A 26,956-nucleotide genomic window follows, 5' to 3' on the forward strand; every position below is an offset into this window, starting at 1 on the left:
ATGGGAACACTCGAAGGACAAACCGCCATCATCTCCGGCTCGGGCCGCGGCATCGGCCGCGAAATCGCACTCCGGCTGGCCCGGGAAGGCGCCAGGATCGTTGTCAACGACCTGGACCCCGAGCCGGCCAAGGACACGGTCGCCGCCATCGAAGCCGTCGGCGGCACAGCAGTGGCCTGCGTGGGCAACGTGACCGACGACGGTTTCGGTGAACGCTTCGTCCAAACCGCCCTCGACCACTTCGACGGCCTGGACATCATCGTCAACAACGCCGGATACACCTGGGACTCCGTCATCCAAAAGCTCACCGACGAGCAGTGGGACGCCGTCCTGGACGTCCACCTCAAGGCGCCGTTCCGCATTCTGCGCGCCGCTCAGCCCGTCATCAGCGCCGCGGCCAAGAAGGAAGCACAGACCGGAACCCCGCGCTGCCGCAAGGTCGTCAACATCTCCTCCATCGCCGGCCTCGGCGGCAACGCCGGCCAGGCCAACTACGCCGCCGCCAAGGCCGGTGTCACCGGCCTGACCCGCACCCTGGCCAAGGAATGGGGGCGCTACAACGTCACGGTCAACACCGTGGCCTTCGGACTGATCAAAACCCGACTCACCGAAGCGGCAGCCGACCAGGCCGCCACGATCCACGTCGAGGGAAACGACATCAAGGTCGGAGTCAATCCCGACCTCCTCTCCGCCATGGAGCGCACCATCCCACTGGGCCGCACCGGGACGCCCGCCGAAGCGGCCGGCGCCGTCTACCTCCTGTGCACCCCCGACTCCAACTACGTCAGCGGCCAGACTCTCGTCTGCGGCGGCGGCTTCTCGATGTGAGGAAGACCCCATGAAGCGCATTCTGTTCGACGCCGAGCACGAGGACTACCGCCACAGTGTCCGAGCCTTCCTCCAGAAGGACGTGGTGCCGTACTACCCGGACTGGGAGACCGACGGCATCGTGCCCCGCACGCTGTTCACCGGCCTCGGCGCGCTCGGCGCCCTGAGCATCGCCATACCGCCCGAGTACGGCGGCGCCGGCATCCACGACTTCCGCTACAGCGTCATCCTGCAAGAAGAAGCAGCCGCGGCCGCCGTCGCCCCCGCCCTCCTGGGACCCACCCTTCAGGCGGACGTCTGCCTTCCCTACCTGCTCACCCTCACCACCGACGAGCAGAAGAAGCGCTGGCTGCCCAAAATCGCCTCCGGAGAGCTCATCACCGCGATCGCGATGACCGAACCGGGCACCGGCTCCGACCTCTCCGCCATCCGCACCAAGGCCGTTCGCGACGGCGACGACTATGTGGTCGACGGCGCGAAAACCTTCATCACCAACGGAATCAACGCCGACCTCATCATCACCGCCGTCCGCACCGGCCCCCACCCCCACCAGGGCCTGAGCCTGCTGATGGTGGAACGCGACACCGAGGGCTTCCACCGCGCCGGCCGCCTGCGCAAGGTCGGCATGCACGCCCAGGACACCGCCGAACTCGCCTTCACCGGTGCACGCATCCCCGCGGCGAACCTGCTGGGCCAGGAAGGGGAGGGCTTCAAGGCGCTCACCCGCAACCTGAGCCAGGAACGCCTCTCCATCGCCGTCAGCGCTCTGTCCCAGGCAACGGCCGCCCTGGACTGGACCCTGACGTACGTACGGGAACGCCACGCCTTCGGCAAGGCCCTGGCAGCACAGCAGACGGTCCGCCACCGCCTGGCCGAACTCGTCACCGCCACCGACGTCGCCCAGCAGTACCTCGATCGCAGCGTCAGCGAATGCAACGAGGGCACCCTGACGCCGCAGGACGCGGCCAAGGCCAAGTGGTGGTGCACCGAACTCCAGGGCCAGGTCCTCGACGCGTGCGTCCAACTGCACGGCGGCCACGGCTACATGCTCGAGCAGGCGGTGGCCAGAGCGTGGGCGGACAGCCGGGCCACGCGTATCTACGGCGGAACCACCGAGATCATGAAGGAGATCATCGGACGGTCTCTGGTCGCCTAGCAGAGCGCCCACGCTTGTGCGGGACACCTGATGGAGCGGTGTCACGCCACGTGCCCCACCGGCATCAGCCGATGGGGTACGCGTGCGGTGCGGGTGCGAGTCAGCGCTGGCGAGCGGGAACCGAATCGGTCCCGGCGGGCCTCTCCACCGTCTTGGAGTACTTCACCATGTCGTCGCCGATCCCGGATCAGGCCTTGAGGGCGGCGACCTCCCGCGCCCGCCCCGCCAACTCCCTAACCGGCCGCGCCCCCGCGTGACGCCGCATTTGTGTGCGCATGGTGAGGAAGTGCTCGTCCCCGCGTGCGGAGGAGACCAGCTCGTACTCGTCCAGGAACCGCCCCCAGGACGCGCAGGCAGACTCCAGGTGACCGTGAGCCAGCTGGCGCTGTGCCAGCAGGGCGTAGGAGTGGACGCGCCCCTGCCGCTCCTGTACGGGCTGGACCTTGATGGAGTCCTTCAGGGCCTTGATGCTGCCGGGCAGGTCGCGCTCCTCGTACAGGACGTGGGAGAGATGGAAGAGCCAGGCGGTGCGGTCGTATCCGCCCACCGCATCGCGGCGGTTGTCGGCGTGCGAGAGCGCGTTCTCGGCCTCGGCGAGCCGGGTGTGAGCCTGCCTGCGGTTTTTCACCATCGACGCCGCGTGCGCCTGCTGACCGCGCAGGAACGCCACTAGGCGCGGGCCCGCCTGCGGTGCGGCCTCGGCCGCACTATCGGCAAACTCCAGCCCCTTCGCCCCGTGACGAAGACTCGTCATCTGCAAGGACATGCCCCGCAGTGTCCGGCAGTACGTCACGTGATCCCCCGCCTCGTCCGCCAGGGAAAGAGCTTTGAGATACCAGCGCTGGGCGGCGGCATGGTCCTTCTCGTACATCGCCATCCACCCCGTCAGATACGTCAGATCCGACGCCGCGGCCCGCATGTCGGCCGCGACTTTCTCCGAGGCCTGCGCCCGCATCCACGGGCCCACCGTGTTCACCAGGAACGCGGCCGCCATCGGGCGGGCGTGCCCCGCCCCGTCCTCGTCCAGAATGTCGGCGATCCGCACCGTCGTCCGTCGTACGGACTCCACCTGCGATGCGCCGATTCGGGTGGTGGCCTTGCCCGGCGACACCGGCTCGTCTGCGTGCGCCGCCGACCCGAAGACGGGCACCGCGAGAGCCGCGGTGAAGACACCGGCCGCGAGGACTCCGCGCCGTGAGGGGTCCATGTCCGCTCTTCCCAGATCAATCAACTCTGCGACAGCGTCGACGTGTTGAGAGCCTTCGGCGGACACGGCAGGGGTGAGCCCGGCCTCCTCATGCGTGACGGGACGCCCGAGCTTCTCCGACAACGCGGCGACAACTATAACCCTGACCTGGGCTTTGGGCTGATGACCGGCCAGCCACATGGACACGGACTGCCCGGAGTAGGTGAGCGGCATCCCGGCGAGGGAGCCGATGCGATTGACCGCACGGGCGAGTTCACCGCGCTGGCATTGTGCCTGGTCAAGAAGGGCGGACAGCCCTGTATTCGGCGTACGCGGCATCAGTACTCCCGACAGCTCGGACAGCTTTTACGGCGTTTACGTGCGCGCTCTTCTCTCACGGTACCCGCGCAGCGTTACCGGGAGTTGGCTGTAGGTAACGATCCAGACGGAATGCCGAAGTCCAGCCAGGGAGCCCACGGTGACCCTCATGACCACCCCTCCCGCTCACAGCACCCGGCCTTTCCCAGCCGCCGTGAGCAGAGTCCCCCACACCTGGCTCATCGTGGTGAGCAGATGCAGTCCTCGCCCGGCGCGGCCCTGATCGCCGTAGTGAACAACCCCTAGAACTCCCGCGCCGGGCCTGACCACCCACCCCCGGGCTCCCCCTTGCGGGCGGCCCGGCACGGGCACCACCCGAGAGGAGCACCATGAGCGTCCCCACGCCCGGACCGGACCCGCACCCCGGCCCGCTTCCGCCCCGCAACCACAAGACCCCTCATGGCAAAGGAGAACGATTGTGATCAACACTACGAGCATGGCCGGTAAGCACGGCGGCGAGCCGAGCGACAAGCCGTGGACGCCGCCGCCGGCCCCGCCGTCCCCCGACGGCAGCGAACCCAAGAAGTAGAGGCTCGCATTCATGGACTACCGCACCATCGCCAGCACAGAGCTTGAGGCCATGGGAGCCTTCAGGGCCCCATGGCTTCGGCCGGCGTTCCACGCCGTGGACCGCGAAGCCTTCGCGCCTTCGACATTCTGGTCATCCACCAGCACGGAGGCAGGCCTGTATCCGGTCATCGACCGCGACCAGGACGAGGAGACTTGGCGGCGCACCGTCTGGTGCACCCACGAGTCCCTCATCACCCAGATGAACGACGGCGCCACCCGCCCCGAGCACGGGCCCGCCGAGGGGGATTTCTCCTCGTCGATCTCCGCACTCGACATCGTCTTCGAAAAGCTCAACCTCCTGGACCTCGACCCCGGTCACCGGGTGCTGCACCTGGGCACCGCCTCGGGCTACGACTCGGCCGTCATCAGCGAGCGGGTGGGCAGCGGCAACCTGACCACCGTCGAGTACGACCCCGCTCTTGCCGCATGGGGAGAGACGAACCTACGCGCGGCCGGATACACGCCCACCACCATCTGCGGGGACGGACTGGAGGGCTGGGAGCCAACGGCGCCCTATGACCGGATCATCGCGACGGCCGCCGTGCGCACCATCCCCGACGCCTGGCGCCACCAGGCCGCCGACCAGGCGGTCCTCCTGGTCCCGTTCATCACGTCCTACGCTGCGGGCGGAGTGCTGGAGCTGACCGTCGACCACACCGTGGCCTGCGGCCGGTTCGTGAGCAGCGCGTTCTACATGCCGGCCCGCGCCCACCGCCCCAGCCGCCAGCTCAATCCGCCCACCGACAACGTCAAAGTCGCCTCGCGTATCTCCCCGGCCGTGGTGCTGGAGCGCGACTGGGGCCAGGACTTCGTCATCGGCCTGCACGTGCCGGACATCAGCCAGGCCAAGCGCGGCGAGGGCGCCGAGCGGCAGGTGCAGTTCTGGGACGCCGTCGGCACCTCTGTCACCATCGTCAATTACGACCACTGGTGGGAGAAGGGGGCGGTGACCGTATATGGGCCCCGCAACCTGTGGGATGAGATCGTGAACGCCTACAGCCGGTGGAAACACGCCGGTGGGCCGCACTTCACGCGCTACGGCCTCACCTTCGACGACGACGGCACCCGCCTCTGGCTCGACCACCCCGCCAACACTGTGCGGTCCTAGACCCCGCCTGCCCGAGCGCGTCCCCTCGCCCGCGAGAGCGAGGGGGATGCCTCATGTCCTGCAGTGGACTCGTCCACGAGCAAATGAAAACCTCGGGCTCACCGTGCACGCGTACACGACGACCTGCGTCACCGTGGACACAGAACTGCACGACATGGTGGCCCAGACGTGCCACGCGACAGCGGCCGTCGAGGTCATACAGTGCCGGTCGGCAGCCCTTGCACCGGTTGTGCGGACGGTGTGTCGGCTCGCTCAGCGCGTCATTCCGTCACGTGCGGCCCGTCAGAGTGGGCTGATCCCCAGAGCCAGGCTGCCCGCAGCGCAGCTCTCCCTCAGCTCGTCGAGTTCGACCGGCGTCAGCTGCTTCCCGGCCGAGCCGCGGCGGCTGTTGTCGAGTTGGGCGCACGCGCTCTCCAGCCATGGCGGCGATGGCTCGACCCCGGCGAATTCGGCGAGGCGGGTCAGTTCCTGCCGGGGGGAGTCGAGGAGATCCTCGTAGGACAGGGGCATGCGCTGAGCGGCGGGCAGTTCGTCGAGGAATCGCGCTCCCTGGGTGACGAGTTCGGACCACAGGGTGCCGAAACGGCGCAGCGGGAAGTCCCGTTCCTGTACGAGGGCGGGGTCGAAGCGCTCATTGAGGAGAGGCGCCAGCTCCGGTGGCAGGGAACGCACGTCCTCGTCGGTGAGGTCGGCGAAGTTCTCGACGCCCGTCCGTTCCTTGATCTCACGCATCAAGGTGATCACGCGGTATCCGGGGTGGCGGCTCATGGACAGGGCGCAGTCGGGCCCGTCGCGGAACAGGTGCACGAACTTCGCGTAGGGGAAGGCGGTTCGCAGCCCCCGGGCCCAGCCCGTCGAATAGCCGGAGCGCTCCACGACGGCGGTACGCCCCAACCTCGCTTTGAGCCACTCGAAGAGCGCTTCGTGGTGTCCGGCCGCGGTGCGGTCGGGCCAGTCGATGACCGCCGCTCCGATCTCGTCGAGCAGGCCGTCGGGGTCGTCGGTGAGGTGGGGCAACACCATCAGGGAGAGTGCGGGGATGCCGGTGCTGTGCTCCGAATACCGCCCCGGACGGCGCGTATAGAGGAACTCGGGCATCAACAGCCCGCTGCGGATCATGTTCGCGAAGTACGGGGTGGGCCGGAAGAGGGCCTCCCAGAACTCGCCGCCCGAGACCTGCCCTTCGGGGAAGGCCGCGTCCCCGACGGAGGCCATGTACTCGTTGAGGCTGAGCACGTCGGGGTGGGTGCTGAGGATGCGGGACAGCGCGGTGGAGCCGCTGCGGCCCGTACCGATGACGAAGGTCAGACTGCGCAAGGTCGCTCTCCGAGGGCCGGGGGAGGGGGTTCCGGGGCTGTGTGCACCTCAGCACACTCACACCGGGGGCACCAGGTGGCAGGGCCCACGGGGCGTCTGCCAAGACTCACGAAGCCCTACCGGGGCGCGTCCGTTAGCGAGGCGCCGACCTCCGTGGCCATGCGGCGCAGCCAGACATGGGCGCCGTCCTGCTCGTGCATCGGATGCCACCACATCGTTTCCCGCACCGGTACGGCATCGAACGGGCACGCGAGGATGCGCACTGCGGCGAACTGTACGACGCGCCGGGCGAGGCGCTCCTGGATCATCGCGATGCGGCGGGTCCCCTCGACCATGCGCGGAAGCAGCTGGAACGACTGCACGGACACTTCCACGTGCGGGCTGATGCCGAGCATGTTGAGCTGGCGGGCGGCGGGCGCGTCGTAGGGGCGCTGGTAGACGGCCCAGGGCAGCCGGGCGAGATCGTCGAGGGTGAGAGCGTCGCCGACATCGGGATGATCGTCCGCGACGATGCACACCCAGCGGTCCTCATAGAGCTCCACCGTGGGGAAACCGTCGATGATGCCGTGCGGCATGAGCAGGCCGTCGACGGTGGACAGGGCCGTCGCGGGGTTCTCCACCACCACAGGCCCGGTCTGCTGGAACGTCAGCCGGACGCCCGGGGCTTCCCGGTGCAGCCGCCGTGACAGCTCCGCTCCGAAGATGGAGGCCCCGTAGTCGGAGGTGAGAAGCGTGAACTCGCGTGTCTCCGCGGCGGGGTCGAAGTCGGCCTGCGTGGAGAACAGACGGTCCAGCAGATCGCAGGCGGACGCGCTGCGCTCGCGCAGGGCAAGTCCCAGGGGCGTCAGTTCGTACGAGCCGCCTGCGCGCGCCAGGAGTTCGTCGTCGAAGTGCCGTCGCAGTCGGCCCAGGGCCGCGCTCATGGCGGGCTGGCTGAGGCCCACGCGCGCCCCGGCCCTGGTGACGTTCCGTTCTTCCAGCAGCGCGCGCAGGGCGATGACCAGATTCAGGTCGAGGCGGGGCGAGTTCATCGCGTACTCCTAGAGAAATTCACTATCCACGCCATGGATAACAGCCATAACAAAGATTGATTTCCATGATTCTGCGTCGGAGGCCAGAGTAGACGCACCACAGCGGGAGGAAATCTCATGGCAACACTGGCGCAGCCTGCGGGCCCGTTCGCGCTCGGCACCTTCTCGGCCCCCGACGGTCCCGCGTTCCCCGGCCTGCGGGTCGCGGACCGTGTACTGGACCTCCGGCGCGCCCTGGACTCCGGCCCCGGGACGCTGCGGGACATCGTCCAGGACTGGGACGAGCACCTGCCTCTCCTGACCACCCTGGCCGGTGACGACACACCGGAGTGGCAGCCGTCGGCCGGTCTGCACGTGCACGCGCCGCTCGTCCCGCGTCAGATATTCCAGTCCGGGGCGAACTACCGGCAGCATGTGATCGACCTCGAAGTCGCGCACCGCGCCCCCGACGACCCGCGCACCGTCGAGCAGGCGCGCGCGGAGACCGCCGAGATCATGGACCGGCGCGCGGCGGAGGACCTGCCGTACGTCTTCATCGGTCTGCCCAGCAGCATCACCGGTCCGTACGACGACGTGGTGTTGCCCGCCTGGGCCGAACAGCCCGACTGGGAACTGGAGCTGGCCGTCGTCATCGGCAAACCCGCGCACCGGGTATCGCAGGAGGACGCGCTCGACCACGTCGCCGGATACACGATCGCCAACGACCTGACCGACCGCGCGAGCGTCTTCCGCCGCGACATGAAGGCGATCGGCACGGACTGGCTGCGCTCCAAGAACGCCCCCGGCTTCACCCCGCTCGGCCCCTGGCTCGTACCCGCCGCCTTCGTCGCCGACCCCGGGGACCTGCGGGTCACGCTGAAGCTCAACGGCGACACGATGCAGGACGAGTCGACCAAGGACATGCTCTTCGACATCGCCCGGCTCATCTCCTACATCTCGCAGTCCGCACAGCTTCTGCCCGGCGACCTGGTGCTGACCGGCTCGCCCGCGGGCAACGGCATGCACTGGGGCCGGCTGCTGCGCGACGGCGACGTGATGGACGGCTCGATCACCGGGCTCGGCGCCCAGCGCACCCGATGCGTGGCGCAGGCCGCGTCGTGACCGTGAAGCGCACGGACCCCGAGGGCGAGATCGCCCGGGCGGCCAAGCAGTTCTCCAACTGGGGCCGTTGGGGCGAGGACGACGTCCTCGGCACCCTGAACCTCCTCACCGAGGCCAAGCGCCGCGAGGGCGCCACCCTCGTCCGGCGCGGTGCCAGCTTCTCCCTGTCCCAGCGCTTCGACATGGACGGCCCGCAGCGGGGCTGGCGGCGACGGACCAACCCGGTGCACACCATGCTCGACACCGGCACCGACGCCGCCCTCGGCAACCAGGGCTTCCCGCACGGACTCGGCGGCGCCGACGACGTCATCGCCATGCCGTTGCAGTGCTCCACCCAGTGGGACGGGCTCGGCCACATCTTCGACCACGGCAAGGCGTGGAACGGCCGCCCGGCCGAGCGCGTCGTCACCTCCGACGGCGACCTCGTCACCGGCATCGAGCACATGGCCCCGCACGTCGCCGGGCGCGGCGTCCTCCTTGACGTGGGACGCGCGATCGGCACGGATGGCGAACTGCCCGACGCCTTCCCGGTCACCGAGGAACACCTCACCACCACCGCCGAGGCGCACGGCGTGCACATCGGCCGCGGCGACATCATCCTGGTGCGCACCGGACAGCTCACCCGGGCCCGCCGCGACGGCTGGGGCGACTACGCCGGCGGGCCCGCGCCCGGCCTGTCCTTCACCACCGCCGGCTGGCTGCACCGCACCGAGATCGCCGCGATCGCCACCGACACCTGGGGCTTCGAGGTCCGCCCCAACGAGTTCGAGCACGCCTTCCAGCCGCTGCACCAGGTCGTCATCCCCAACATGGGTCTGCTGATCGGTGAGATGTGGGACCTGGACGCTCTTGCCGCCGACTGCGCCGACGACGGTGTCTACGACTTCTGGCTGACCGCCGCGCCGCTGCCGATCACCGGCGCGGTCGGCTCGCCCGTCAACCCGATCGCCGTCAAGTAACCGTCGGGATGCGCTACGTGCCCCTCACCCCTTGCCGCCCGAAGCCGCGCGGCCCGATCCGAAGGTCCTTGCCATGACCGACGTAACCGACGTGACCGACCCGAGTACCCGTAGTGTTCTTGTCATCGGCGGCGGCGCCTCCGGCAGCGCGATCACCGTCCTGCTGCGCCGCGCCGGCGTGGCCGTCGATCTCGTCGAGGCCAAGAGCGACTGGAACGCCACCACCGGCTCCGGCATCACCCTCCAGGGCAACGCCCTGCGGGTCCTGAAGGAACTCGGCGTCTGGGAGCAGGTGGAGCAGGCCGGCTTCGCCTTCGGCTCGGTGGGCGTCACCGCACCTGACGGCACCGTCCTGCACGTCGCCGAGGACATCCGCACCGGCGGCGACGACCTTCCGGCCACCGTCGGAATGCAGCGCCCGCGCCTGCAGCAAATCCTGATCGAGCAGGTCCGGGCGAGCGGCGCCACCATCCGCCTCGGAGAGACCGTGAACGCCCTGACCGAGGGCGACGATCACGTGCTGGCGCGGTTCAGCGACGGCAGCCACGGTCGCTACGACCTTGTGGTGGGCGCAGACGGCCTCGGCTCCGCCACCCGCGCCATGATCGGCATCGAGGACAAGCCGGAACTCACCGGCATGGCCATCTGGCGCATCGCCGCCCCGCGCCCCGAGGGCGTACGCCGCGCCGATCTGGCCTACGGCGGGCCCGCCTACATCGCGGGCTACTGTCCCACCGGTGCCGACACCCTGTATGCCTTCGTCGTCGAGGACAAGCGGGACCGCGCCTCGATCCCGCCGGAGACGTACGCGGACGAGATGCGCCGGCTCGCAGAGGGCTACGGGGGCCAGTGGCCCGAGATCGTCCCGCACATCACCGACCCGGCGGCGGTCAACTACACCTGGTTCGACCGGCACTTGGTGGAGGGCCCCTGGCACCGCGGCCGCGTCGTGCTCATCGGCGACGCCGCCCACTGCTGCCCGCCCACCCTCGCCCAGGGCGCGGCGCTGTCCCTGGAGGACGCCTCGGTCCTCGCCGAACTCCTCACCACCCGCCCCGTCTGGGACGACCAGCTCCTGACCGCATTCCACGCCCGCCGCCTGCCGCGCGTGCGCCAGGTCGTCGATGCATCCGTCCAGCTCGGGCAGTGGCAGCTCGACGGCGTGCGCGACGCCGATGTACCCGGACTCATGGCCCGCACCATGACCGCTCTGAAGGACCGCCCGTGACCGCGAACACGCAGGCTGTGAACGCCACGACCGCGAACACCCCGACCGCGAACCCCCTGGCCGACGCGCCGACCGTAGACATCCACGCGCATCTGCTGCTGCCCGAGGTGGAGGCCCTCGTCGCGGGCCTGCCCGGGCACGCGGCGGCCCGGGCCCTCGACGCCCGCCGCAACGGCCCCGACGCCCTTGCCGTCAACGGCCCCATGGTCGGCGCACGCTTCACCCTCATGACCGATCCGGCCGCCCGCCTCGCCGCCATGGACACGCAAGGAGTGGACGTCCAGCTCGTCAGCCCTTCCCCGTCGCACTACCACTACTGGGCCGACGAGGAGACCGCCGAGAAGGTCTACCGGCTCGCCCACGAGGCCACCGCGACACACTGCGCGGCCGCGCCCGACCGGCTGCGCGGGCTCGGCCTCGTACCGCTGCAGCACCCGGACCTCGCCGCCACGGCGCTCGAACACGCCCTGGGCAGCGGCCTCGCGGGCGTCGAGCTGTCCAGCCACGCCCCCGGACGCGACCTGTCCGACCCCGCGTACGAGCCGCTGTGGACCCGCGCCGAGGAGGCCGGCGCCCTGCTCTTCCTGCACCCCTTCGGCTGCACCCTCGACGAGCGCCTCGACCAGTGGTACCTCTCCAACTCCGTCGGGCAGCCCACCGAGAACGCCGTCGCCCTGTCCCACCTCATCTTCTCCGGCGTACTGGACCGCCACCCCGGCCTCAAGGTGATCGCCGCACACGGCGGGGGCTATCTGCCCACCCACATGGGCCGCGCCGACCACGCCTGGCGGGTCCGCCCCGACGCACAGGCCTGCGCCCGCCAGCCCTCCGGCTACCTGAAGAACCTCTACTTCGACTCGCTGGTCCACGACCCGGACGCTCTGCGGGAGCTGGTGCGCGTCGCCGGCGCCGACCGGGTGCTGCTCGGCTCGGACTTCCCCTTCGACATGGGCAGCGAGGACCCCGTCGGCGCACTGCGCGACGCCCCTCTGCCCGAGGCCGACTTCCACTCCGTGCGCGGCGCCAACGCGGCCGCCCTGCTCAACCTCGCCTGAGGAGGCCCCACCATGAGCGCTCGCCTGCTCACCCACCTGCGGCACGTCGACCTCGCCGTGCCCGACTACGACAAGCAGCTCGACTTCTACTCCGGCGTCTGGGGCCTGACCAAGGTCGAAGAGGACTCCGGCATCTCCTTCCTCGCCGCCGAGGGCAGCCCCGAACGGTACGTGATCCGGCTCCGCAAGGCCGACGAGAAGCGCCTGGACCTCGTGTCCTACGGGGCCGCCTCGTCCCGCGACGTCGACACGCTCGCCGAGCAACTCCTGGCCGGGGGAGTGCAATTGATCAGTGGTCCCGGCGCGGTCGATACCCCGGGCGGCGGTTACGGCTTCCGGTTCTTCGACGTGGACGGCCGCACCATCGAGGTCTCCGCCGACGTCGAGGTACGGCAGCACCGCAAGGTCGAGGAGAAGGAGGCCATCCCGGTCAAGCTCTCCCACGTCGTCCTCAACTCCCCGGACCTGAACCGCACCCGCGAGTGGTACGAGCGTCATCTCGGCTTCGCCCTCTCCGACACGCTGAGTTCGCCGCACATGGGCGAGGTCATGCACTTCATGCGGATCAGCAACCAGCACCACTCCATGGCCATCGCCCGGGGCCCGCACACCGCCCTGCACCATGTCTCCTTCGAGATGCGGGGCCTGGACGAGTACATGCGCGGCTCCGGCCGGGTGATGCGCGCCGGGTACCAGAAGATCTGGGGGCCCGGCCGGCACCTGGCGGGCGACAACACGTTCACCTACTTCCTCGACCCGCACGGCAACACGATCGAGTACACGACGGAGTTGGAACTGCTCGACGAGGACACCTGGCACCCGCACGTCTACGACTTCTCGCAGCCCGAGGTCACCGACCAGTGGGGCACCGCCAACCCGATGAACGAACTGGTTGCCAAGGAGTCGTTCAACGACCCCGACCGCGGCTGCTTCGTCGCCCCGCCGGTCTGAACCCCTCGATCTCCGGGGACGTGCCGGGCCCTGCCCATGCCCCGGCACATGCTGCCCGCCGCGTCCCCGGCACCCTCTGCAAAGGAGAACGGGCATGCGCTTCGCCTCGTACGAGTACCGCCACCGCCGCCACGTCGCCGTGCTGGAGGAGGACGGCACGCTGCACCCGCTGCCCGGCACCCGGTCGCTGACCGAGCAGCTCGCAGCCGGCGACGGACTGCCGGGGCTGCTCGCCGCGGGAGCCGCCGCCCTCGACGTGCCGCCCGGACCCCACGTGTCCGAAGTGCGCCTCCTCGCCCCGCTGCGCCCCGCGTCCGTACGGGACTTCGTCACCTTCGAGGAGCACGTGGAGGGCGTACGCCGTTCCGTGGACGGCGTGGCGGGCGTACCCGAGCAGTGGTACGCCGCCCCCACCTTCTACTTCACCAACCCGCACGCGATCTACGCCGCGGGCGATCCCGTTCCCGTGCCGCCCGGTTCGGCCGTCCTGGACTTCGAGCTGGAGGTGGCGGCCGTCATCGGGCGCGAGGGCAGCGACCTGACGCCCGAGCAGGCCCGCGACCACATCATCGGCTACACGATCTTCAACGACTGGTCGGCCCGCGACCTCCAGTCCGGCGAGATGAAGGTCGGCCTCGGCCCGTGCAAGGGCAAGGACACCGCCTCCACGCTCGGCCCGTACCTGGTCACCGCCGACGAACTGGAGCCGTACCGGGACGCCGACGGCTTTCTGCGCCTCGCGCTGACCGCCGAGGTCAACGGCGAGACCGTCGGCAAGGACCTGCTCTCCAACATGAGCTGGACCTTCGAGGAGATGGTCGCCTACGCCTCGCGCGGCACCAGGGTCGTGCCCGGTGACGTCCTCGGCTCCGGCACCTGCGGCAACGGCGGCTGCCTCGCCGAACTGTGGGGGCGGCGCGGCGAACAGACCCCGCCGCCCCTTTGCCCCGGCGACACCGTCACCCTCACCGTCGAAGGCATCGGCACGCTGACCAGCACCGTGGTGCCCGGCACCGCGCCCGTCCCCCTGCCCTCCGGCCGGCGCCGCCCCCGGGAACGGCCCTGATCCCTTCACGGCCAAGGTCGCCGCTACCCGGGGCCCGGCCGGGCACCCATCACGCATCGGCACCGCAGGTCGTAACGTGCGCATGGCAGCACCATGGCGGGGTCGTTGCATCCTGGTGGCGCTCCGCACATGTGCCTTGACCGGCCTTCCGCGCGGGCATAGCTTCTGCGACATGTGCATCTGCCAGCGGTTTCGTAAGCGACGGGCCATCGATCTGATGCGCGTCGCCACCGCGGTCTGTAGCTGACCCCCTCCTCTGCGCCGAGCCGGGCCGTGCAATGCCCTGCTCCATCGCTCCGCGCAGCCTCGGCACTCCGCAGCATGCGGACCTTGTTGACCTGACCTCCGTCGCACCCGGCTTCCCCGCCTGCCGGACGTCCGGTTCAACACGTCGTGTTCGACCACCTGAGGTGCGGTTCCGGCGCTCTGCGGGCGCAAGCCGCACCGCACAAGGAGGAGAGAAGACCATGACCACCGTCGCCACTCTGGACATCCTCAGGGCAGGACCGCGCTTCGGCGCCGAGATCACGGGCGTCGATCTGACCGCCCCCGTCGACGAGGCCACCGCCGATGAGTTGCGGCAGGCCTTCCACGACCACAAGGTCTTGGTCTTCCGCGGCCAGCACCTGAACCCCGATCAGCATGTGGCTGCCGTACGGCTCTTCGCCGAGCCCTTCGACCACCCCACCGCGGTGAAGGACCAGGCCAACCCGCTGGTCTACCCCTACAACGTGCAGCAGACCGGTAAGGCCAGCACCTGGCACATCGGCGGCCTGTGGCGCGACCCGGTCTTCGCGATCGAGTCACTGACCTACGAGGTGGTGCCCGAGCTGGGCGGCCACACGCTGTGGGCGGATCTGCAGGCGGCGTACGACGATCTGTCGGCGCCCTTCCAGCAGCTCCTTGAATCCGTGAGCGCGGTCTACGACGGCAACGCCGAGAACTATGCGCAGGGCAGCAAGAAGACCGCGGGCGGACCGACCATCGAGCACCCGCTCGTCCTGACCCATCCGGCCACCGGCCGCAAGGGCCTGTTCATCAGCACCTCCGCCACCGGCCTCACCGGCGTGAGCCCCGCGGAGAGCAAGGTACTGCTCGACCACCTCCTGCGGCATGCCTCCTCGCCCGACTACACGATCCGCTTCGGCTGGCGGCCCGGCGACTTCGTCCTGTGGGACAACCGCGCCACCTGGCACTACGCAGTCGACGACTACGGCGACGGCGCGCGCGTCTACCGCAAGGTCATCGGCGTGGAGCCGGAAGCCGGCGTGGTGCCGGGGGCGCGTTCCTGAATGCTCCCGGGAGACGACCGCGCCGCCCGGCGCGTCCTGCTGGTCTGCCTGGCCGCGGGCGCGACGACCCTGCTGGACCAGGCGGTGCTGAACATCGCGGTGCCCAGCATGCGGCAGTCGCTGGCGGCCGGTGCCGCGGACGTGCAATGGATCGTGGCCGGCTACTCGATGGCCTTCGGTCTCGCCCTGGTCCCCGGCGGCAGCCTCGGCGACGCGCACGGGCGCAAGCGGTTCTTCCTCATCGGCGTGGCCGTCTTCCTCCTGGCGGGGGTGGCGGCCGCGACCGGTGGCGGGCCGGGCACCGTGATCGGGGCCCGGCTGGTGCAGGGGGCCGCGGCGGGGCTGGTCAACTCCCAGGTGATCGGCACCCTGCAGGATGTCTTCCACGGCCACGACCGGGGCCGCGCCCTTGGCCTGTACGCGGTGACGGCCGGCGTGGCCACAGCACTGGGCCCACCGCTGGGCGGCGCGCTCGTCGCGGGGCTGGGCCCCGAACTGGGCTGGCGCTGCTGCCTCTTGCTCAGTGCACCGTGCGCCCTGCTCACTCTGGCCCTGGCGGTGCGATGGCTGCCCCCGCCCCGGCGCACCGCCGGCGACTCCCGCCTCGACGCCCTCGGACTCGCCCTGGCCTGCGGCTGCACGCTGACGCTGATGGTGCCCTTCATCCGAACCCCCGGCAGCGGGGGAGAGGCTCTCCTCTGGGCGGCCCTGGTGGGTGCCCTGGCGCTCACCCTGACCCTGCACCAGAGACTGCGCATACGACGCGGACGCCCGCCCCTGCTGCATCCCGCGCTCAGATCCTCGAAGCCGTACCTGCTGGGCACCGCCGTGGCCATGGCCCAGTTCGGCGCCTCACTCGCCTCCGCCCTGGTGCTCACCGTCTTCCTCCAGGAAGGACTCGGCCTCTCCGCCCTGACCACGGCGGCCGTCAGCCTCCCCTCGGCGCTCGCGATGGGCCTCGTCTCGGCGCTGGCGTGGCGGATGGTGCGCCGCATCGGACCGCGCACGGTGGACCTCGGCCTCGCCCTGGGTATCGGCGCCGCACTGGCGGGGGCGGCGGCCGCGCTCGCCGTGCCGTCGGCGGCGCTGCCGTTGGTGTGCGCCGCCGTGCAGGTCCTGGCCGGCGCCGCCGCCGGGCTTACGGTCTCGCCCAACCAGACCCGGGTCCTGCAGCACGCACCGGCCGAGGCGGCGGGCGTGGCCGGCGGCATTCTGCAGATGGCGCAGCGCATCGCGGCAGCGGTCTGCCTCAGCGCGGTCTCGGCGGTGTATCTGCACTCCGCGCCGACGGCGCCGACCGGAAACGGACCTCGCGTCGCGTACGCGCTCGCCTCGTGCGTCTGCGCCGGGCTCCTCGCGATGGCACTGGTGCTGTCACGACTGCGCGGGGACGCGACCGGGCCGCCTCCGCCAACCGCCGCGGCGAACCCAACGCCCCACGCCCTCACGCCGGCAGAACCAGGCCGGCAGTGTCCCCGTACGCCCGGACACCGCACGACCTGAACTCGCCACGCCTCAGCACCACTTGTACCGCCGGAACCCCCAGCGATCGGAAGCCTGATGAGCCCGCAATTTCTCTGGTACATCCCCAACACCATCCAGCCCGGTCACCGCGGCGACGACACGACATCGGGCTGGGGATCCATCGAATACTCCACCGAACTCGCCCGCACAGCAGAGGACCACGGCTGGGGCGGCGCGCTGCTGGGCACCGGATGGGGGCGCCCGGACACCTTCACCGTCGCCACCGCCCTGGCCGCGCGCACCACGACGTTCAAACCCCTGATCGCCGTGCGCCCCGGCTACTGGCAGCCCGCGCACTTCGCCAGCGCCGCCGCCACGCTCGACCAGCTCAGCCGCGGCCGCGTCCTGGTCAACATCGTCAGCGGCATCGACAGCCCGGCCGCCTACGGCGACACGAACGTCGATCCCGCCGCGCGCTATGCCCGCACCCGGGAGTTCCTGCATCTGGTGCGGCGCCTGTGGACCGAGGAGAACGTCACGTTCGAAGGCGAGCACTTCCAGGTCACCGGTTCGACGATCAGCCCGCACCCCTACGCCGGCGACGAGCGGGCCCACCCCACCCTCTACTTCGGCGGCGCGTCCGCGGCGGCCGAACGCGTCTCGGCCGGCGAGGCCGACGTACAGCTCTTCTGGGGCGAACCGCTGGAAGGCATCGCCGAACGCATCGCACGCTTGGAGGAGTTGAGCGAGCAGGTGGGGCGCCGCCACGCGCCGCTGGAGTTCGGGCTGCGGATCACGACCGTCGTACGCGACACCACCGAGGAGGCCTGGCGCGCGGCGGAGGAGAAGGTCGCCAAGATGGCGGCCGACGCAGGCGAGATCGGCTCGTGGATGGGCAACCGCAGGACCGCGGTCGGCCAGCGGCGCCTCCTGGATCTGGCCGAGCGCGGCGAGGTCCTGGACACCTGCCTCTACACCACGCCCGGCAAGTTCGGCGGCGGGGGAGCGGGCACCACATGGCTCGTCGGCTCACCCGACGACGTGGCGACGGCCCTCAAGGCCTACCGGGCGCTCGGCGTCACGCACTTCGTGCTCTCCGACACCCCCTACAAGGAGGAGACCCGCCGGATCGGCGACCAGCTGTTGCCCCGGCTGCGTTAAAGACCAGTGCGGGGGCGGTCAGCCGGGGCGGGGGAGCCAGGCAGGCGCGCTGCTGCCGCGGGGGACCAGGACGTCGCGGAAGCGGCCCGGCGTCCTGGACATGATCACCTGGTCGGTGACGCCCTGGTAGCGGCCGCAGGGGGTGTCGGCGCTGAAGGTGTCCGGGTCGAGGTAGGCGTGGGGGGATCCGGGGTCGGGATTGAGGGCGGTCTCGCGGGCGTAGGTGCGGTCGAAGACGCCGAGGCTGAGGATCCAGGCGGCGATGCGGGTGAGGTTGAGGGTGACGCGGTAGCTGCCGCCCTCGGTGGCGCGGCGCATCAGGGCGGCGAGCGCGCCGGTGGTGGCCAGCCAGGACAGCACGTAGTCGTTGACGACGCTGATGTAGGGCAGGCCCGGCGTGCTGGTCGGCCCGGCCGTGACACCGTCCTCGCCCTCCATCAGCATGATGCCGCTGAGCGCCCCGGCGGTCTGGTCGAAGCCGACGCGATGTGCCCACGGGCCGGTCTCACCGGCGAGCGAGAGGCTGACGTGGATGATGCCGGGGCGGATCGCCGCCGCCTGTTCGGCGCTCAGGCCGATCTGCTTCAGATAGCCGGGGCGGCGGTTGGCGTAGAAGAGGTCGGCGTCACACAGGAGTTCGCGGATCTGCGCCCGCCCCCGGGGGCCGTACGGGTCGATGGTGGTGGAGCGGACACCGACGTTGGCGCTGTTGTACGTGGAGTCGTGCTCCAGCTCGTTGGGCCGCCAGATATTCAGCACGTCCGCGCCGTGCTGGGCCAGGTCGCGGCCGACACCGGCGCCGGCGATGATGTGGCCCATGCCCAGGGCGCGTACGCCCGAGAGGGGCTGGTCGGCGGCGGGGGCGAGGGGCTCGGGGTCGCTGTCGCCGATCTTCTCGATCCTGATGAGCGGCTCACCGGCGATGTGCTCGTAGGCCGGTTCCCTGAGGAACTCCTCGGTGGTGCGCAGCACGGGCATCACCACGCCGATCTCCTCGCCGGCCCGCTCCAGGTCGGCGGCGTCCCGCCGGGCGACGGCGTCCGCGACGGCCTGCTTCTCGGGCCAGGTGCGCAGGAGCTTGTACACGGCGTTCTTGATCTTCGGGTAGGGGTTGAGTGGCATCACCCAGCGGCCGTCGCGTGCCTGGTAGAAGTCGAAGCCGAGCGGGTTGGCCGGGTCCGAGGGTGTCCCGCCCGGGTAGCCGTTGAGCAGTTCCCACTTCTTGTCGTAGAAGGGGCAGAGCCGGTGCGGGGCCTTGCGCAGGTCCATCGTGATGTCCTGGCCTTCGCCGCCGCGCCGGCGCCAAAGCGCCGCCAGGGCAACGGACTTGGCGGTCATGCCCAGGGCGGGCACGGCGCCCAGGCGCATGATGCTCGGGACGATCGGGTCGCTGCCGATGAAGCTGATGCTTCCGCCGCTGTCCTCGGGGCGAAGGCCGACCGAGGCGAGGACCTCGCCCAGGGCCTGGTGGATGTCGAAGCCCTCGTCGTGGGTGAGCGGGTGCGCGATGGCCTGTCGGATGCGGTCGGTGAGTTCTTCGGCGCTCATGGGTGGTGCCGCCTTTGCGTGGTGCGTGGTGCGTACTGAGCGGATGTCGGGGCGGGCTCGATCCGGCGAGCGGTCGCACGTCGTGCCGTCCGGAGGGCGCGCGACCGCATTAAGTTGTATTGTGCAACACGAGCGTAGTCCCGGGCTGGCGGTGATGCAAAATGCAACTCACTGACGCGAAAACGGACGAGGAAAGGGCGTGCACGCGTGGCCGATGACGACCGCGACATACAGGCCCTTGTCCGCGAGCTGGTGACCCTCTCCCGGCGCTTCCGGGCCAACGCCGAGCGGCTCCACCCGGACCTGACCTTCGTCGAGTACTCCCTGCTGTCCGAGATGGCCGAACGCAACGGGGCCCGCGCGCGCGACCTGGTCGGTCTCTACGGCATCAACAAGTCCACGATCAGCCGCCAGGTCGCCGCTCTGCAGCACGCCGGCCTGGTGGTGCGCGGGACCGACCCGGACAACGCCCGCGGTCAGCTGCTGCACCCCAGCGACCGCGGCCGGGAACTCCTCGCCCATGCCGACGCCCTGATGCACCACGAGGTGCACACCCGCACTCGGGCCTGGTCCCCGGACGAGGTCGGAGTCCTTCGCGGCCTGCTCACCCGCTACAACGCGGCCGCCTCCGCCGTCACGGAGGACACCCGCTCCTGACGGGGCGAGGCGACGCCCGCTAGGACCGAGTCGCCTTGTTGCACTCGTCCCCGGACGACTTGCCCGGCGCGACCGGCGCGCTGCGGTCGTACGGGTCGGTCTCCGTGCCGGTGACGTCTTCCTTGCGGTCGCTGCCGTAGGGCGGGGTGAGGTAGCCGGTGGGGGCGCCGCAGCCGCCGTTGGTCATGTCGTACTTGTACGAGACGATCGAGAACGTGCCCGGCTCGGTGATCACCTTGTCGGGGTCGTCCCAGCTCAGGACCAGCTCGCGCCGGACGATCGTGCGCACGATCTCGTTGTCGCCGCTCGCGTCCGCGCGGGTCGTCGGGTAGACGAAGGTGACGTCGGCGGTCACCTCCAGCGCGCCGCGCGTGCCCTCCTTGTAGGTGAGCAGGCCCCGGGTCTTCACGACGTCGCCGACCAAGTCGGTGCGGGAAGGCTGGAAGCGGCTGAAGAGGAGGAGCGGGTCGGCCTTCTCGCTCGGGGTGCGCAGAGAGGTCTTGAGGAAGGTCTGGACGTCCTCCTGGTGCGGGTTGATCAGTGCCATCGCCTTCTCGGGGCGCTCGCCCCGCAGTACCCCGCGGTCCAGGCCGGACTCGACGAGGAAGTCCCGGCTGCGGGCCAGGGCCCGCTCGACCTCGGCCTTGCTCATCCAGCCGACCGCCTTGGCCGTCGGCACGGTGATCCCCGCCGCTCCGTTGGCCCACCTGGCCGCGGGCGAACCGCGGAACGGCTTGTCCTCGGTGGGGCGTTGGGCCGGCCCCGTCGGGGGCGCCTGGCCCGGGCGAGCGGTCTCGGCCGCCAGTGGCGGGGAGTCGGAATCGTCGCCGGAGAACAGATCCACTACCCGCCCCGGCGCGAGCGCCACCACCAGCAGCACCAGCGCGGTCAGCAGCCCGGCCACGTACCAGCCCGTGCGCCGCTTGGGCTGCGCGGGGGTGTGGGTGCGCCAGCCCTCCGGGGTGCCGCCGGGCTCCGCGCGCAGGCGCTTCGCCACGTCACGGGCCCGCGCGGACGGTTCCTTGGGGGCGTTGGCACTACCCTCCACCGACTCGCGCAGAAAACGCTCCCACTCCTCATCGGACGTGGACGAGCCATCCGGCTCCGTACCCGCAGCCATCCCCAACCCCCTGGCAATCAGCAGACCGCAGCCCACTCCCCAGGGGCGCGTCCGCATAATCGCACAGCGTGCGGACAGTGAGGCTGGCCGGGGGGACGGTGCGGGCAGTCAACAACCGGACTCATGCCGCTTTTCCGGCGCCCGTGGGAGAAGGCGCGGTCTGGCCGGACCCGAGTGCCGTGCGGTGTTGAGGGGTAGAGCGATCTGGACCGCAGGACCGGGGATGGGACCATCAGGCACTCATGGCCGCCGCGTGAGAGATCACGCGACGCCTCGCCTGTCATGGACCGGACATACATGCGCGCATCCTCGGGATGCGCACGGAGAAGGGCGACGACGCCATGAACAGATCCGCCTCCAGAGGCTCGGTCCGTGTGAGCCTCGCGCTGGGTGCAGCCCTGGTGTCGAGCGTGCTGTGCGCCGCGGCGAGCGCGGCCGTGCCCGCGGACGCGAGCGGCGGCACGGGAACGGCCGCCGTCGCGCGCAGTACGGGTGCCGAACGTGCCTGCCCCATCGTGTACTTCGACCTGGGCGAGACCCTGGTGCACACCGCCGACGACGGAAGCACCGGCTATCAGCCCGGCGCGGCCTCCTACCTGCGGGCCCTGCGCGAACGCCACATCAGGGTCGGCCTGATCACCAATGTCCCGTCCGCCTGGGGCGCGACCGACGCCGAGCGTGCCGCCCGGCTGAAGAAGGAGGTCGATGCCACGTGGCAGGGTTCCGCGCCGTTCGCCTGGAAGGACTTCGGCGACCGGATCCTCACTCCGCGGACCGAGGCCGAACGTAAGCCTGCTCCCGCCCTGTGGCAGCGGGCGAAGGCCGACTCGGGACACTGCCGCGTCGTCTACCAGGCGGAGACGGCCGAGGAGGTCACAGTCGCCTCCTCGCTCGGCTTCGTGGGGTATCAGGTCGGCCGGCCCCACCGGCCCGCGTTCCTGCCGGTCGGGCTGGTCGACCTGCTCGGCCGGCGGTCCGGCTGACCGACGCCTACGTCACGGTTACGGCCGCGGCCTGCCGCGTCCCCCTCCGTCCGCGTCCACGGCCTTGGGGGCCTCGGTGGGCGCGGGCGGTGCCCCCGCGGGCCGGGTTTCCTGCTCCCGCTTGATCACCCCGCTGCGCAGCAGCAGTTGGAAGACTCCCAGCAGCACGACCGTCGCCAGCGCGCTGTGCCACAGCAGGGCGTCCAGGTGCCCGGCGGAGAGGTAGGCGCCCGCGGCGACCGCGGCCAGGGCGCACACCGCGCGGTCCACGATGCTCTCGACCGAAAGGAGCGTGGCGCGCGGGGCGTTGGCGGGCACCGCGTCGTTCACCAGCTTGCGCTGGATGGGGTAGGCGAAGCCGGTCGCGGCGGCGAACAGGCACAGCAGCGCCACCACGGCCCACGGCCCGCCGAGCGTCATGGCCGCCAGGGTGCCCGCGAGCGCGAGGCTGAGGATGGAGACCCAGGCGACCGGCGGCAGTCGGCGGCTGAGCCACTGGGGGCGGGCCGATGCCACCGCCTCGGCCACGGTCATCGCGGCCAGGACGCCGCCGTGCGAGGCCTCTGCGATGCCGTGGTCGAGGAGGATCGGCTGGAAGAGGTTGACCTGGCAGATCCGGGACAGCGTGAAGACCGCCACGCCCTGCACCATCACCAGGGCCAGCCACCGCGAGGAGGCCACGCAGCGCAGCGCGGAGCCCGCGTCGCGCAGGAACGCGCCGCCCCGGCGCCCTCCGTCCTTGGCGTCGGCGGCCTTGCCCCTGCCGCGGCCCGGCCCCGCGAGCCGGGGCAGCGCGACGGCGCAGGCGAGGGAGCCCGCCGCGCTGACGGCGCTGAGCACGTAGGGGGCCGGGTGCGCGAGGGCCATGAGGGGCCCGACCAGGGGCCAGCACACGACCTTGGCCGCAAGGCCCAGGGCCCGCGCGGTGCCCTCCGCTTTGAGGTAGTGCTCGTCGCATCCCTCGGCGCGCAGCCCGTCGTAGAGGTAGGCGCTGGCGGCTCCCGAGGTGAGGGAGCGGCCTGCGGCGATGGCCAGGAAGTGGACGAGGAAGCCGGTGTACGAGGCGCTGATCACCGGTGCCAGGTTCGCCGCCGTCATGACCACCGCTCCGGCCCGCAGGCAGTTCCGGGTGCCGATCCGGTCGGCGATGAGGCCGGTGGGGATCTCGAACAGGCAGAAGGCGACGTAGTAGATGCTCTGGATGCCGAAGATCTGCCCGTCCGAGAGCCCGGCCGCCTTCTGGTAGGCGTAGAAGACCGGCATCCACCACAGCAGGTTGAACAGGAGCTGGAAGCCGTAGTTGAGGTGGATGATGCGGCGGGCGGTGGCCGTCAGGCCGGTCTCCGCACCCGGTCGGCGCGAGCGTGCCCTCACAGCGCGTACGGGCGGATCTGGACCAGGCGGAAGTCGCCCTGCTCGGTCATCAGCCATTCGATGTCCAGCGGCCGGTCCACGTCGGAGCCATCGGAGTCGGCCCCACTCATGTCGGCCCCGCTGAAGTGGGACTGCAGGAGCCGTCCGGTCAGGGACAGGTCGGCGAGCCGGGCGCGGGTGGCGGCGGGAAGGCCGTCGCTCCAGGAGCCCAGGGCGACGGTGCGGCCGCCGCCTTCCACGGTGTTGTACAGGTACTGCTGCGGCAGGACCGAACCGTCGACCACCTGCTCGGGGGAGCCGGGGGAGCAGTTGAGGTAGACGTTGCGGAAGTCCTCGCGGCGGGTGGGGTTGCAGGTCACCAGGACGCCGCCGAGGGAGGCGGGCACGTACTCCTGGACGATCACGCCCATGTAGGTGTCGTCCAGGGAGATGCCGACCTGGTGGCGCAGGCGCACGCTGCGGGGCGAGACCAGGGAGGCCCACACCTGGCGTACGGCGTCCAGGAGTTCGCCGGTGCCGTGGACGGTGGTGACGGAGTCGTAGACGCCGGCCGCGGAGAATCCGGGCAGGTCCTCGGCGTTGGAGGAGGAGCGCACCACCAGGCGCCCGCGTGAGGCCGCGGCGGCGGTGAAGGCCTGGCTGATCTGCGCGGTGACCGAGTCGGGCACGGGCGTGTTGCGGATCAGGTGCTGCAGTTGCAGGCACAGCGAGTCCAGGACGTCGGTGGCGTCGAGTTCGAGTGCCATCTTGAGCTTGCCGATGCCCTGCTGGAGGGCGGGCGATGAGGCCAAAAAGCGCTGCTGGAGCGCGAAGGGCAGGGCGACGCCCTGCGGGGCGGCGACTGATCCGGCCACGAATTCGGCTGCCCTGGTGCGCAGTTCACCGGCAGAGGGTGCATCGAGGCCGAGGCGGGCCGCGAGGTGGCCGAAGAGGTGGTCGCGCGGCGGGCGGGGCTGTCCGTAGAAGGCGGTCAGGTCGGCCGTGCGGCTGTCGAGTACGTGGTGCAGTTCGCCGAGGTTGGCCGCCTTGGTGCCGTAGCGGTCGCGATCGGCGCTGCGCAGTCGGTGCAGGGCCAGGACGGGGGCGTCTTCGAGCAGGGGCGGTTCGAGGCGGATGCGCTGCTGATGCCAGGCCGGAGCGTGCAGGGCCGGCTCGTGGGCCAGGCGTTCGAGGGATATCTCGTCCTCGCGTACCCGGTAGCGCACCCATGCGCCGTCCAGGCCGTCCTTGTCGACGATCTCTTCCAGGTCGCGCACGATCGCATTGGGTATGCCCCAGCCGGAGGCGAGGACGTTGGTGTGCGAGAGCGGGGTGATCGGCGCGGTGTTGAGGAAGCCGGCCACCCGCGGTACGTCGTCGGGCAGGCACGGCATGGCCACGATGTCCGACCAGCCGAGCCCGGCCTCGGCCGCCGCGTACGCCTCGTGCGTGGAGAAGTACCGCAGACGTCCGGTGGCCTCGCCGGTGTTCAGCGCTGTCCGGGTGCGGGTGCCGAAGAGTTCGTGGCTCAGGATGCGCGGCACGCGCAGTTCGCTGACGGCCGCAAGGGCCTCTTCCTGACCGTGGTTGGCGGGCTTGAGCAGCAGCGGCAGCCTGCCGTCGACCCGCGTGCGGACGAACTCGTAGAAGAAGTCGAGCAGTTCGCCGTGCATGGTGTCGGCCTCGGTCGTCTCCAGGACCAGGAAGGTGCGTTCGGGGCCTTCCGTCTCCTGCTCGGTGTGCAGGGACAGCACGCCGAGCAGGAAGCGGCGCCCGGGGGCCATGTAGACCGAGGCGTTGAAGGCGTCCAGCTCCGCGTCCAGGGCGGTGAGTTCCATGCCCAGGACGCGGGTGGCGATGTAGTTGACGTGGAAGGGGTGCGCGGCGGTGTCGAGCAGGTGCCAGGTGTTCTCGGCGCGGTCGACGACGACTTTGAGGTAGGGGTGTCCTGCCAGGACGCCGGAGAGGGTGCGGAAGAGCGGCAGGGAGAGGTTCTCGCCGATGACCGTGCGGTCGGTGGCCGGTTCGGGTGAGCCGGTGAGCAGTGGGGCGGTCATGCCGATACCTCCTCGGGCTGTGCGGCGGGCAGCACCCGGGGCAGGGCGCCCACCAGGGTTTCGAAGTCGTGCAGCACGGTGCGCGGGTCGGTGGCCGAGAGCAGGCACAGGGCGGCCATGGTGTTGGCGCCCGCGGCCGGGTCGTAGACCGGCACGACGCTGCCGTCGGGGAGCGAACTCTCCTGGACCACCGACAGCTGGCTGCCGTGGCTCAGGGGCACCTGCCCGGCTACGGCGGAAAAGTCCCAGACCCTGCGGTCCCGCCAGGCCTCGCCGTGGCCGTCGACCGCCAGGACGACCAGGGATCCTGCCGCGCCGCGCCCCTGCGCCGGGGTCAGGCACTGCTGGGGCCACGTCACCGGGAGTCCGAGGAGGTGGTCGACGAGCATGCCGATGAGGTCGAGCCCGAAGACCTCCTCGATCTGCGGCACGGTCATGGCGCCGCCGAACCGGGCGGCCGTCTCGATCAGCCACATGCTGCCGTCCGCGCCGAGCTTGATCTCGGTGTGAATCCCGCAGTCGCGCAGGCCGAGGGCGTCGACGGCGCGGCGCGCGAGATCCACGATGCGGTCCTGGGCGTCCCGGGGCAGCAGGGCGGGGGTGATGCCCGCGCGCTCGGTGAAAGGCTCGATGGTGGGCATCCGGCCGCTGAGGCACACCGGGTGGAAAGTGCCGCCCGCCACGACGCCCTCGACGCTGACGTAGTCGCCCCAGCCGGGCTCGTCGAACCAGTGCGCGGCGGTGCCGGTCACGATCTGTTCGACGACGAAGTCCGCTTCGGCCTCGGCGACATGCAGTTCCGCGTAGCCCAACTGGGCCGATTCGGCCATCACGGCACGGGACCGGGTCCAGGCGGCCGAGGCCTCGTGCGGGGAGCGGATGATCTGGTGCGCGGTGGACCCCGCACTCCAGGCCGCCTTGAGCAGCAGCGGGCTGGGCAGCGCTCGGGCCGCCGCGTGCAGGTCCGCCTCCGTGGCGACGGGACGGAACGCGGGCTGGGCCAGGCCGTGTTCCTGCCAGGTGCGGCGCATCAGCCGCTTGTCACGGGCGAGCGCGGCGGCACTGCCCGCCCCCGCGAGTCCGAGCTCCTGGCACGCCTCGGCGACGGCCACGACCGCGTACTCGGAGAAGGTGAGCACGGCGTCCGCGCCCACGGCCCCGGCCTCCGAGACGATCAGTGACACGAGGTCGGCGCGCTGGGCGTCGGAAGGCGTGGTGATCGAGGCGCAGAGACCGCGGGCGGAGTCCGCGACGGAGGGAGGAAGAGCGCTGAGGGCCAGCAGGTGCACTTCCGCTCTCGCGGCCGTCCGGGACAGGACGTGACCGAGCGGCGGACCGCCCTTGGCATGCACTAACAGCACCTTGCTCACTGAAACTCGTCTCCCGA

22 protein-coding genes are annotated in these 26,956 nt (G+C 70.8%); 14 read left to right on the forward strand and 8 right to left on the reverse strand.

Annotated elements, in window-relative coordinates; genetic code table 11:
* Together ACWFR3_RS28170 and ACWFR3_RS28175 are read left to right on the forward strand one after the other, a co-directional pair.
* Nucleotides 1-828 carry an SDR family NAD(P)-dependent oxidoreductase gene (locus tag ACWFR3_RS28170; protein WP_453737441.1) on the forward strand — a complete coding sequence of 276 codons (828 nt, stop codon included), beginning with the start codon at nucleotides 1-3 and terminating at the stop codon, nucleotides 826-828.
* A gap of 10 nt (nucleotides 829-838) precedes the next feature.
* Nucleotides 839-1,984, forward strand: a complete 1,146-nt coding sequence (locus ACWFR3_RS28175) for an acyl-CoA dehydrogenase family protein (protein WP_453737442.1) — start codon at nucleotides 839-841, stop codon at nucleotides 1,982-1,984.
* Between the two features lie 187 nt (nucleotides 1,985-2,171).
* Here ACWFR3_RS28175 and ACWFR3_RS28180 read toward each other — a convergent pair whose 3' ends face one another.
* Complete coding sequence (locus tag ACWFR3_RS28180) at nucleotides 2,172-3,509, reverse strand: hypothetical protein (protein ID WP_453737443.1); 1,338 nt, start codon at nucleotides 3,507-3,509, stop codon at nucleotides 2,172-2,174.
* A gap of 580 nt (nucleotides 3,510-4,089) precedes the next feature.
* Between ACWFR3_RS28180 and ACWFR3_RS28185 the strand changes: the two genes are divergently transcribed.
* Nucleotides 4,090-5,226 carry a protein-L-isoaspartate O-methyltransferase family protein gene (locus ACWFR3_RS28185; protein ID WP_453737444.1) on the forward strand — a complete coding sequence of 379 codons (1,137 nt, stop codon included), beginning with the start codon at nucleotides 4,090-4,092 and terminating at the stop codon, nucleotides 5,224-5,226.
* Between the two features lie 282 nt (nucleotides 5,227-5,508).
* On the opposite strand, the gene ACWFR3_RS28190 is transcribed toward ACWFR3_RS28185, so the two are convergent.
* Both ACWFR3_RS28190 and ACWFR3_RS28195 read right to left on the reverse strand, forming a co-directional pair.
* Nucleotides 5,509-6,543: a sulfotransferase family protein gene (locus ACWFR3_RS28190; RefSeq protein WP_453737445.1), complete on the reverse strand. Its 1,035-nt coding sequence runs from the start codon at nucleotides 6,541-6,543 to the stop codon at nucleotides 5,509-5,511.
* A 116-nt stretch (nucleotides 6,544-6,659) separates the two neighbouring features.
* Complete coding sequence (locus ACWFR3_RS28195) at nucleotides 6,660-7,574, reverse strand: LysR family transcriptional regulator (RefSeq protein ID WP_453737446.1); 915 nt, start codon at nucleotides 7,572-7,574, stop codon at nucleotides 6,660-6,662.
* 117 nt (nucleotides 7,575-7,691) lie between these two features.
* Here ACWFR3_RS28195 and ACWFR3_RS28200 point away from each other — a divergent pair, with 117 nt between their 5' ends.
* The 9 genes from ACWFR3_RS28200 to ACWFR3_RS28240 all read left to right on the forward strand — a co-directional run bounded on the left by ACWFR3_RS28200 (nucleotide 7,692) and on the right by ACWFR3_RS28240 (nucleotide 17,851).
* The gene (locus ACWFR3_RS28200) at nucleotides 7,692-8,675 is read left to right on the forward strand and encodes a fumarylacetoacetate hydrolase family protein (RefSeq protein WP_453737447.1); all 984 of its coding nucleotides are present in this window, start codon (nucleotides 7,692-7,694) and stop codon (nucleotides 8,673-8,675) included.
* Nucleotides 8,651-9,634, forward strand: coding sequence for a cyclase family protein (locus ACWFR3_RS28205; protein WP_453737448.1), 984 nt, complete (start codon nucleotides 8,651-8,653; stop codon nucleotides 9,632-9,634). Before ACWFR3_RS28200 ends, ACWFR3_RS28205 begins: the two co-directional genes overlap by 25 nt.
* A gap of 73 nt (nucleotides 9,635-9,707) precedes the next feature.
* Complete coding sequence (locus ACWFR3_RS28210) at nucleotides 9,708-10,862, forward strand: FAD-dependent oxidoreductase (RefSeq protein WP_453737449.1); 1,155 nt, start codon at nucleotides 9,708-9,710, stop codon at nucleotides 10,860-10,862.
* A 56-nt stretch (nucleotides 10,863-10,918) separates the two neighbouring features.
* Nucleotides 10,919-11,917, forward strand: coding sequence for an amidohydrolase family protein (locus ACWFR3_RS28215; protein ID WP_453737475.1), 999 nt, complete (start codon nucleotides 10,919-10,921; stop codon nucleotides 11,915-11,917).
* 12 nt (nucleotides 11,918-11,929) lie between these two features.
* On the forward strand, nucleotides 11,930-12,868 hold the full coding sequence (locus tag ACWFR3_RS28220) for a VOC family protein (RefSeq protein ID WP_453737450.1): 939 nt from the start codon (nucleotides 11,930-11,932) through the stop codon (nucleotides 12,866-12,868).
* A gap of 94 nt (nucleotides 12,869-12,962) precedes the next feature.
* Nucleotides 12,963-13,934, forward strand: coding sequence for a fumarylacetoacetate hydrolase family protein (locus ACWFR3_RS28225; RefSeq protein ID WP_453737451.1), 972 nt, complete (start codon nucleotides 12,963-12,965; stop codon nucleotides 13,932-13,934).
* A gap of 467 nt (nucleotides 13,935-14,401) precedes the next feature.
* Nucleotides 14,402-15,226, forward strand: a complete 825-nt coding sequence (locus ACWFR3_RS28230; RefSeq protein WP_453737452.1) for a TauD/TfdA dioxygenase family protein — start codon at nucleotides 14,402-14,404, stop codon at nucleotides 15,224-15,226.
* Nucleotides 15,227-16,729, forward strand: coding sequence for an MFS transporter (locus ACWFR3_RS28235; protein ID WP_453737453.1), 1,503 nt, complete (start codon nucleotides 15,227-15,229; stop codon nucleotides 16,727-16,729).
* 57 nt (nucleotides 16,730-16,786) lie between these two features.
* Nucleotides 16,787-17,851, forward strand: a complete 1,065-nt coding sequence (locus ACWFR3_RS28240) for an LLM class flavin-dependent oxidoreductase (protein WP_453737454.1) — start codon at nucleotides 16,787-16,789, stop codon at nucleotides 17,849-17,851.
* A gap of 18 nt (nucleotides 17,852-17,869) precedes the next feature.
* Here the strand turns inward: ACWFR3_RS28240 and ACWFR3_RS28245 are convergent, their stop codons facing one another.
* Nucleotides 17,870-19,399: a CoA transferase gene (locus tag ACWFR3_RS28245; RefSeq protein ID WP_453737455.1), complete on the reverse strand. Its 1,530-nt coding sequence runs from the start codon at nucleotides 19,397-19,399 to the stop codon at nucleotides 17,870-17,872.
* A 207-nt stretch (nucleotides 19,400-19,606) separates the two neighbouring features.
* Between ACWFR3_RS28245 and ACWFR3_RS28250 the strand changes: the two genes are divergently transcribed.
* Nucleotides 19,607-20,056, forward strand: a complete 450-nt coding sequence (locus ACWFR3_RS28250; RefSeq protein WP_453737456.1) for a MarR family winged helix-turn-helix transcriptional regulator — start codon at nucleotides 19,607-19,609, stop codon at nucleotides 20,054-20,056.
* A gap of 19 nt (nucleotides 20,057-20,075) precedes the next feature.
* Here the strand turns inward: ACWFR3_RS28250 and ACWFR3_RS28255 are convergent, their stop codons facing one another.
* The gene (locus ACWFR3_RS28255) at nucleotides 20,076-21,176 is read right to left on the reverse strand and encodes a hypothetical protein (protein ID WP_453737457.1); all 1,101 of its coding nucleotides are present in this window, start codon (nucleotides 21,174-21,176) and stop codon (nucleotides 20,076-20,078) included.
* 314 nt (nucleotides 21,177-21,490) lie between these two features.
* On the opposite strand from ACWFR3_RS28255, the gene ACWFR3_RS28260 reads away from it, so the two are divergent.
* The gene (locus tag ACWFR3_RS28260) at nucleotides 21,491-22,159 is read left to right on the forward strand and encodes a hypothetical protein (protein WP_453737458.1); all 669 of its coding nucleotides are present in this window, start codon (nucleotides 21,491-21,493) and stop codon (nucleotides 22,157-22,159) included.
* Nucleotides 22,160-22,177: 18 nt separating this feature from the next.
* Here the strand turns inward: ACWFR3_RS28260 and ACWFR3_RS28265 are convergent, their stop codons facing one another.
* The 3 genes from ACWFR3_RS28265 to ACWFR3_RS28275 are packed head-to-tail and all read right to left on the reverse strand — an operon-like array spanning nucleotide 22,178 to nucleotide 26,930.
* The gene (locus ACWFR3_RS28265) at nucleotides 22,178-23,590 is read right to left on the reverse strand and encodes an MFS transporter (protein ID WP_453737459.1); all 1,413 of its coding nucleotides are present in this window, start codon (nucleotides 23,588-23,590) and stop codon (nucleotides 22,178-22,180) included.
* Nucleotides 23,530-25,569 (reverse strand): PEP/pyruvate-binding domain-containing protein, encoded by a 2,040-nt coding sequence (locus tag ACWFR3_RS28270; protein ID WP_453737460.1) that lies wholly within the window; start codon nucleotides 25,567-25,569, stop codon nucleotides 23,530-23,532. Before ACWFR3_RS28270 ends, ACWFR3_RS28265 begins: the two co-directional genes overlap by 61 nt.
* The gene (locus tag ACWFR3_RS28275) at nucleotides 25,566-26,930 is read right to left on the reverse strand and encodes an ATP-grasp domain-containing protein (RefSeq protein ID WP_453737461.1); all 1,365 of its coding nucleotides are present in this window, start codon (nucleotides 26,928-26,930) and stop codon (nucleotides 25,566-25,568) included. The genes ACWFR3_RS28270 and ACWFR3_RS28275 overlap by 4 nt, the downstream gene beginning before the upstream one ends.
* Between the last annotated feature and the right edge of the window lie 26 nt (nucleotides 26,931-26,956).

The organism is Streptomyces sp. NPDC055189 (assembly GCF_053606765.1).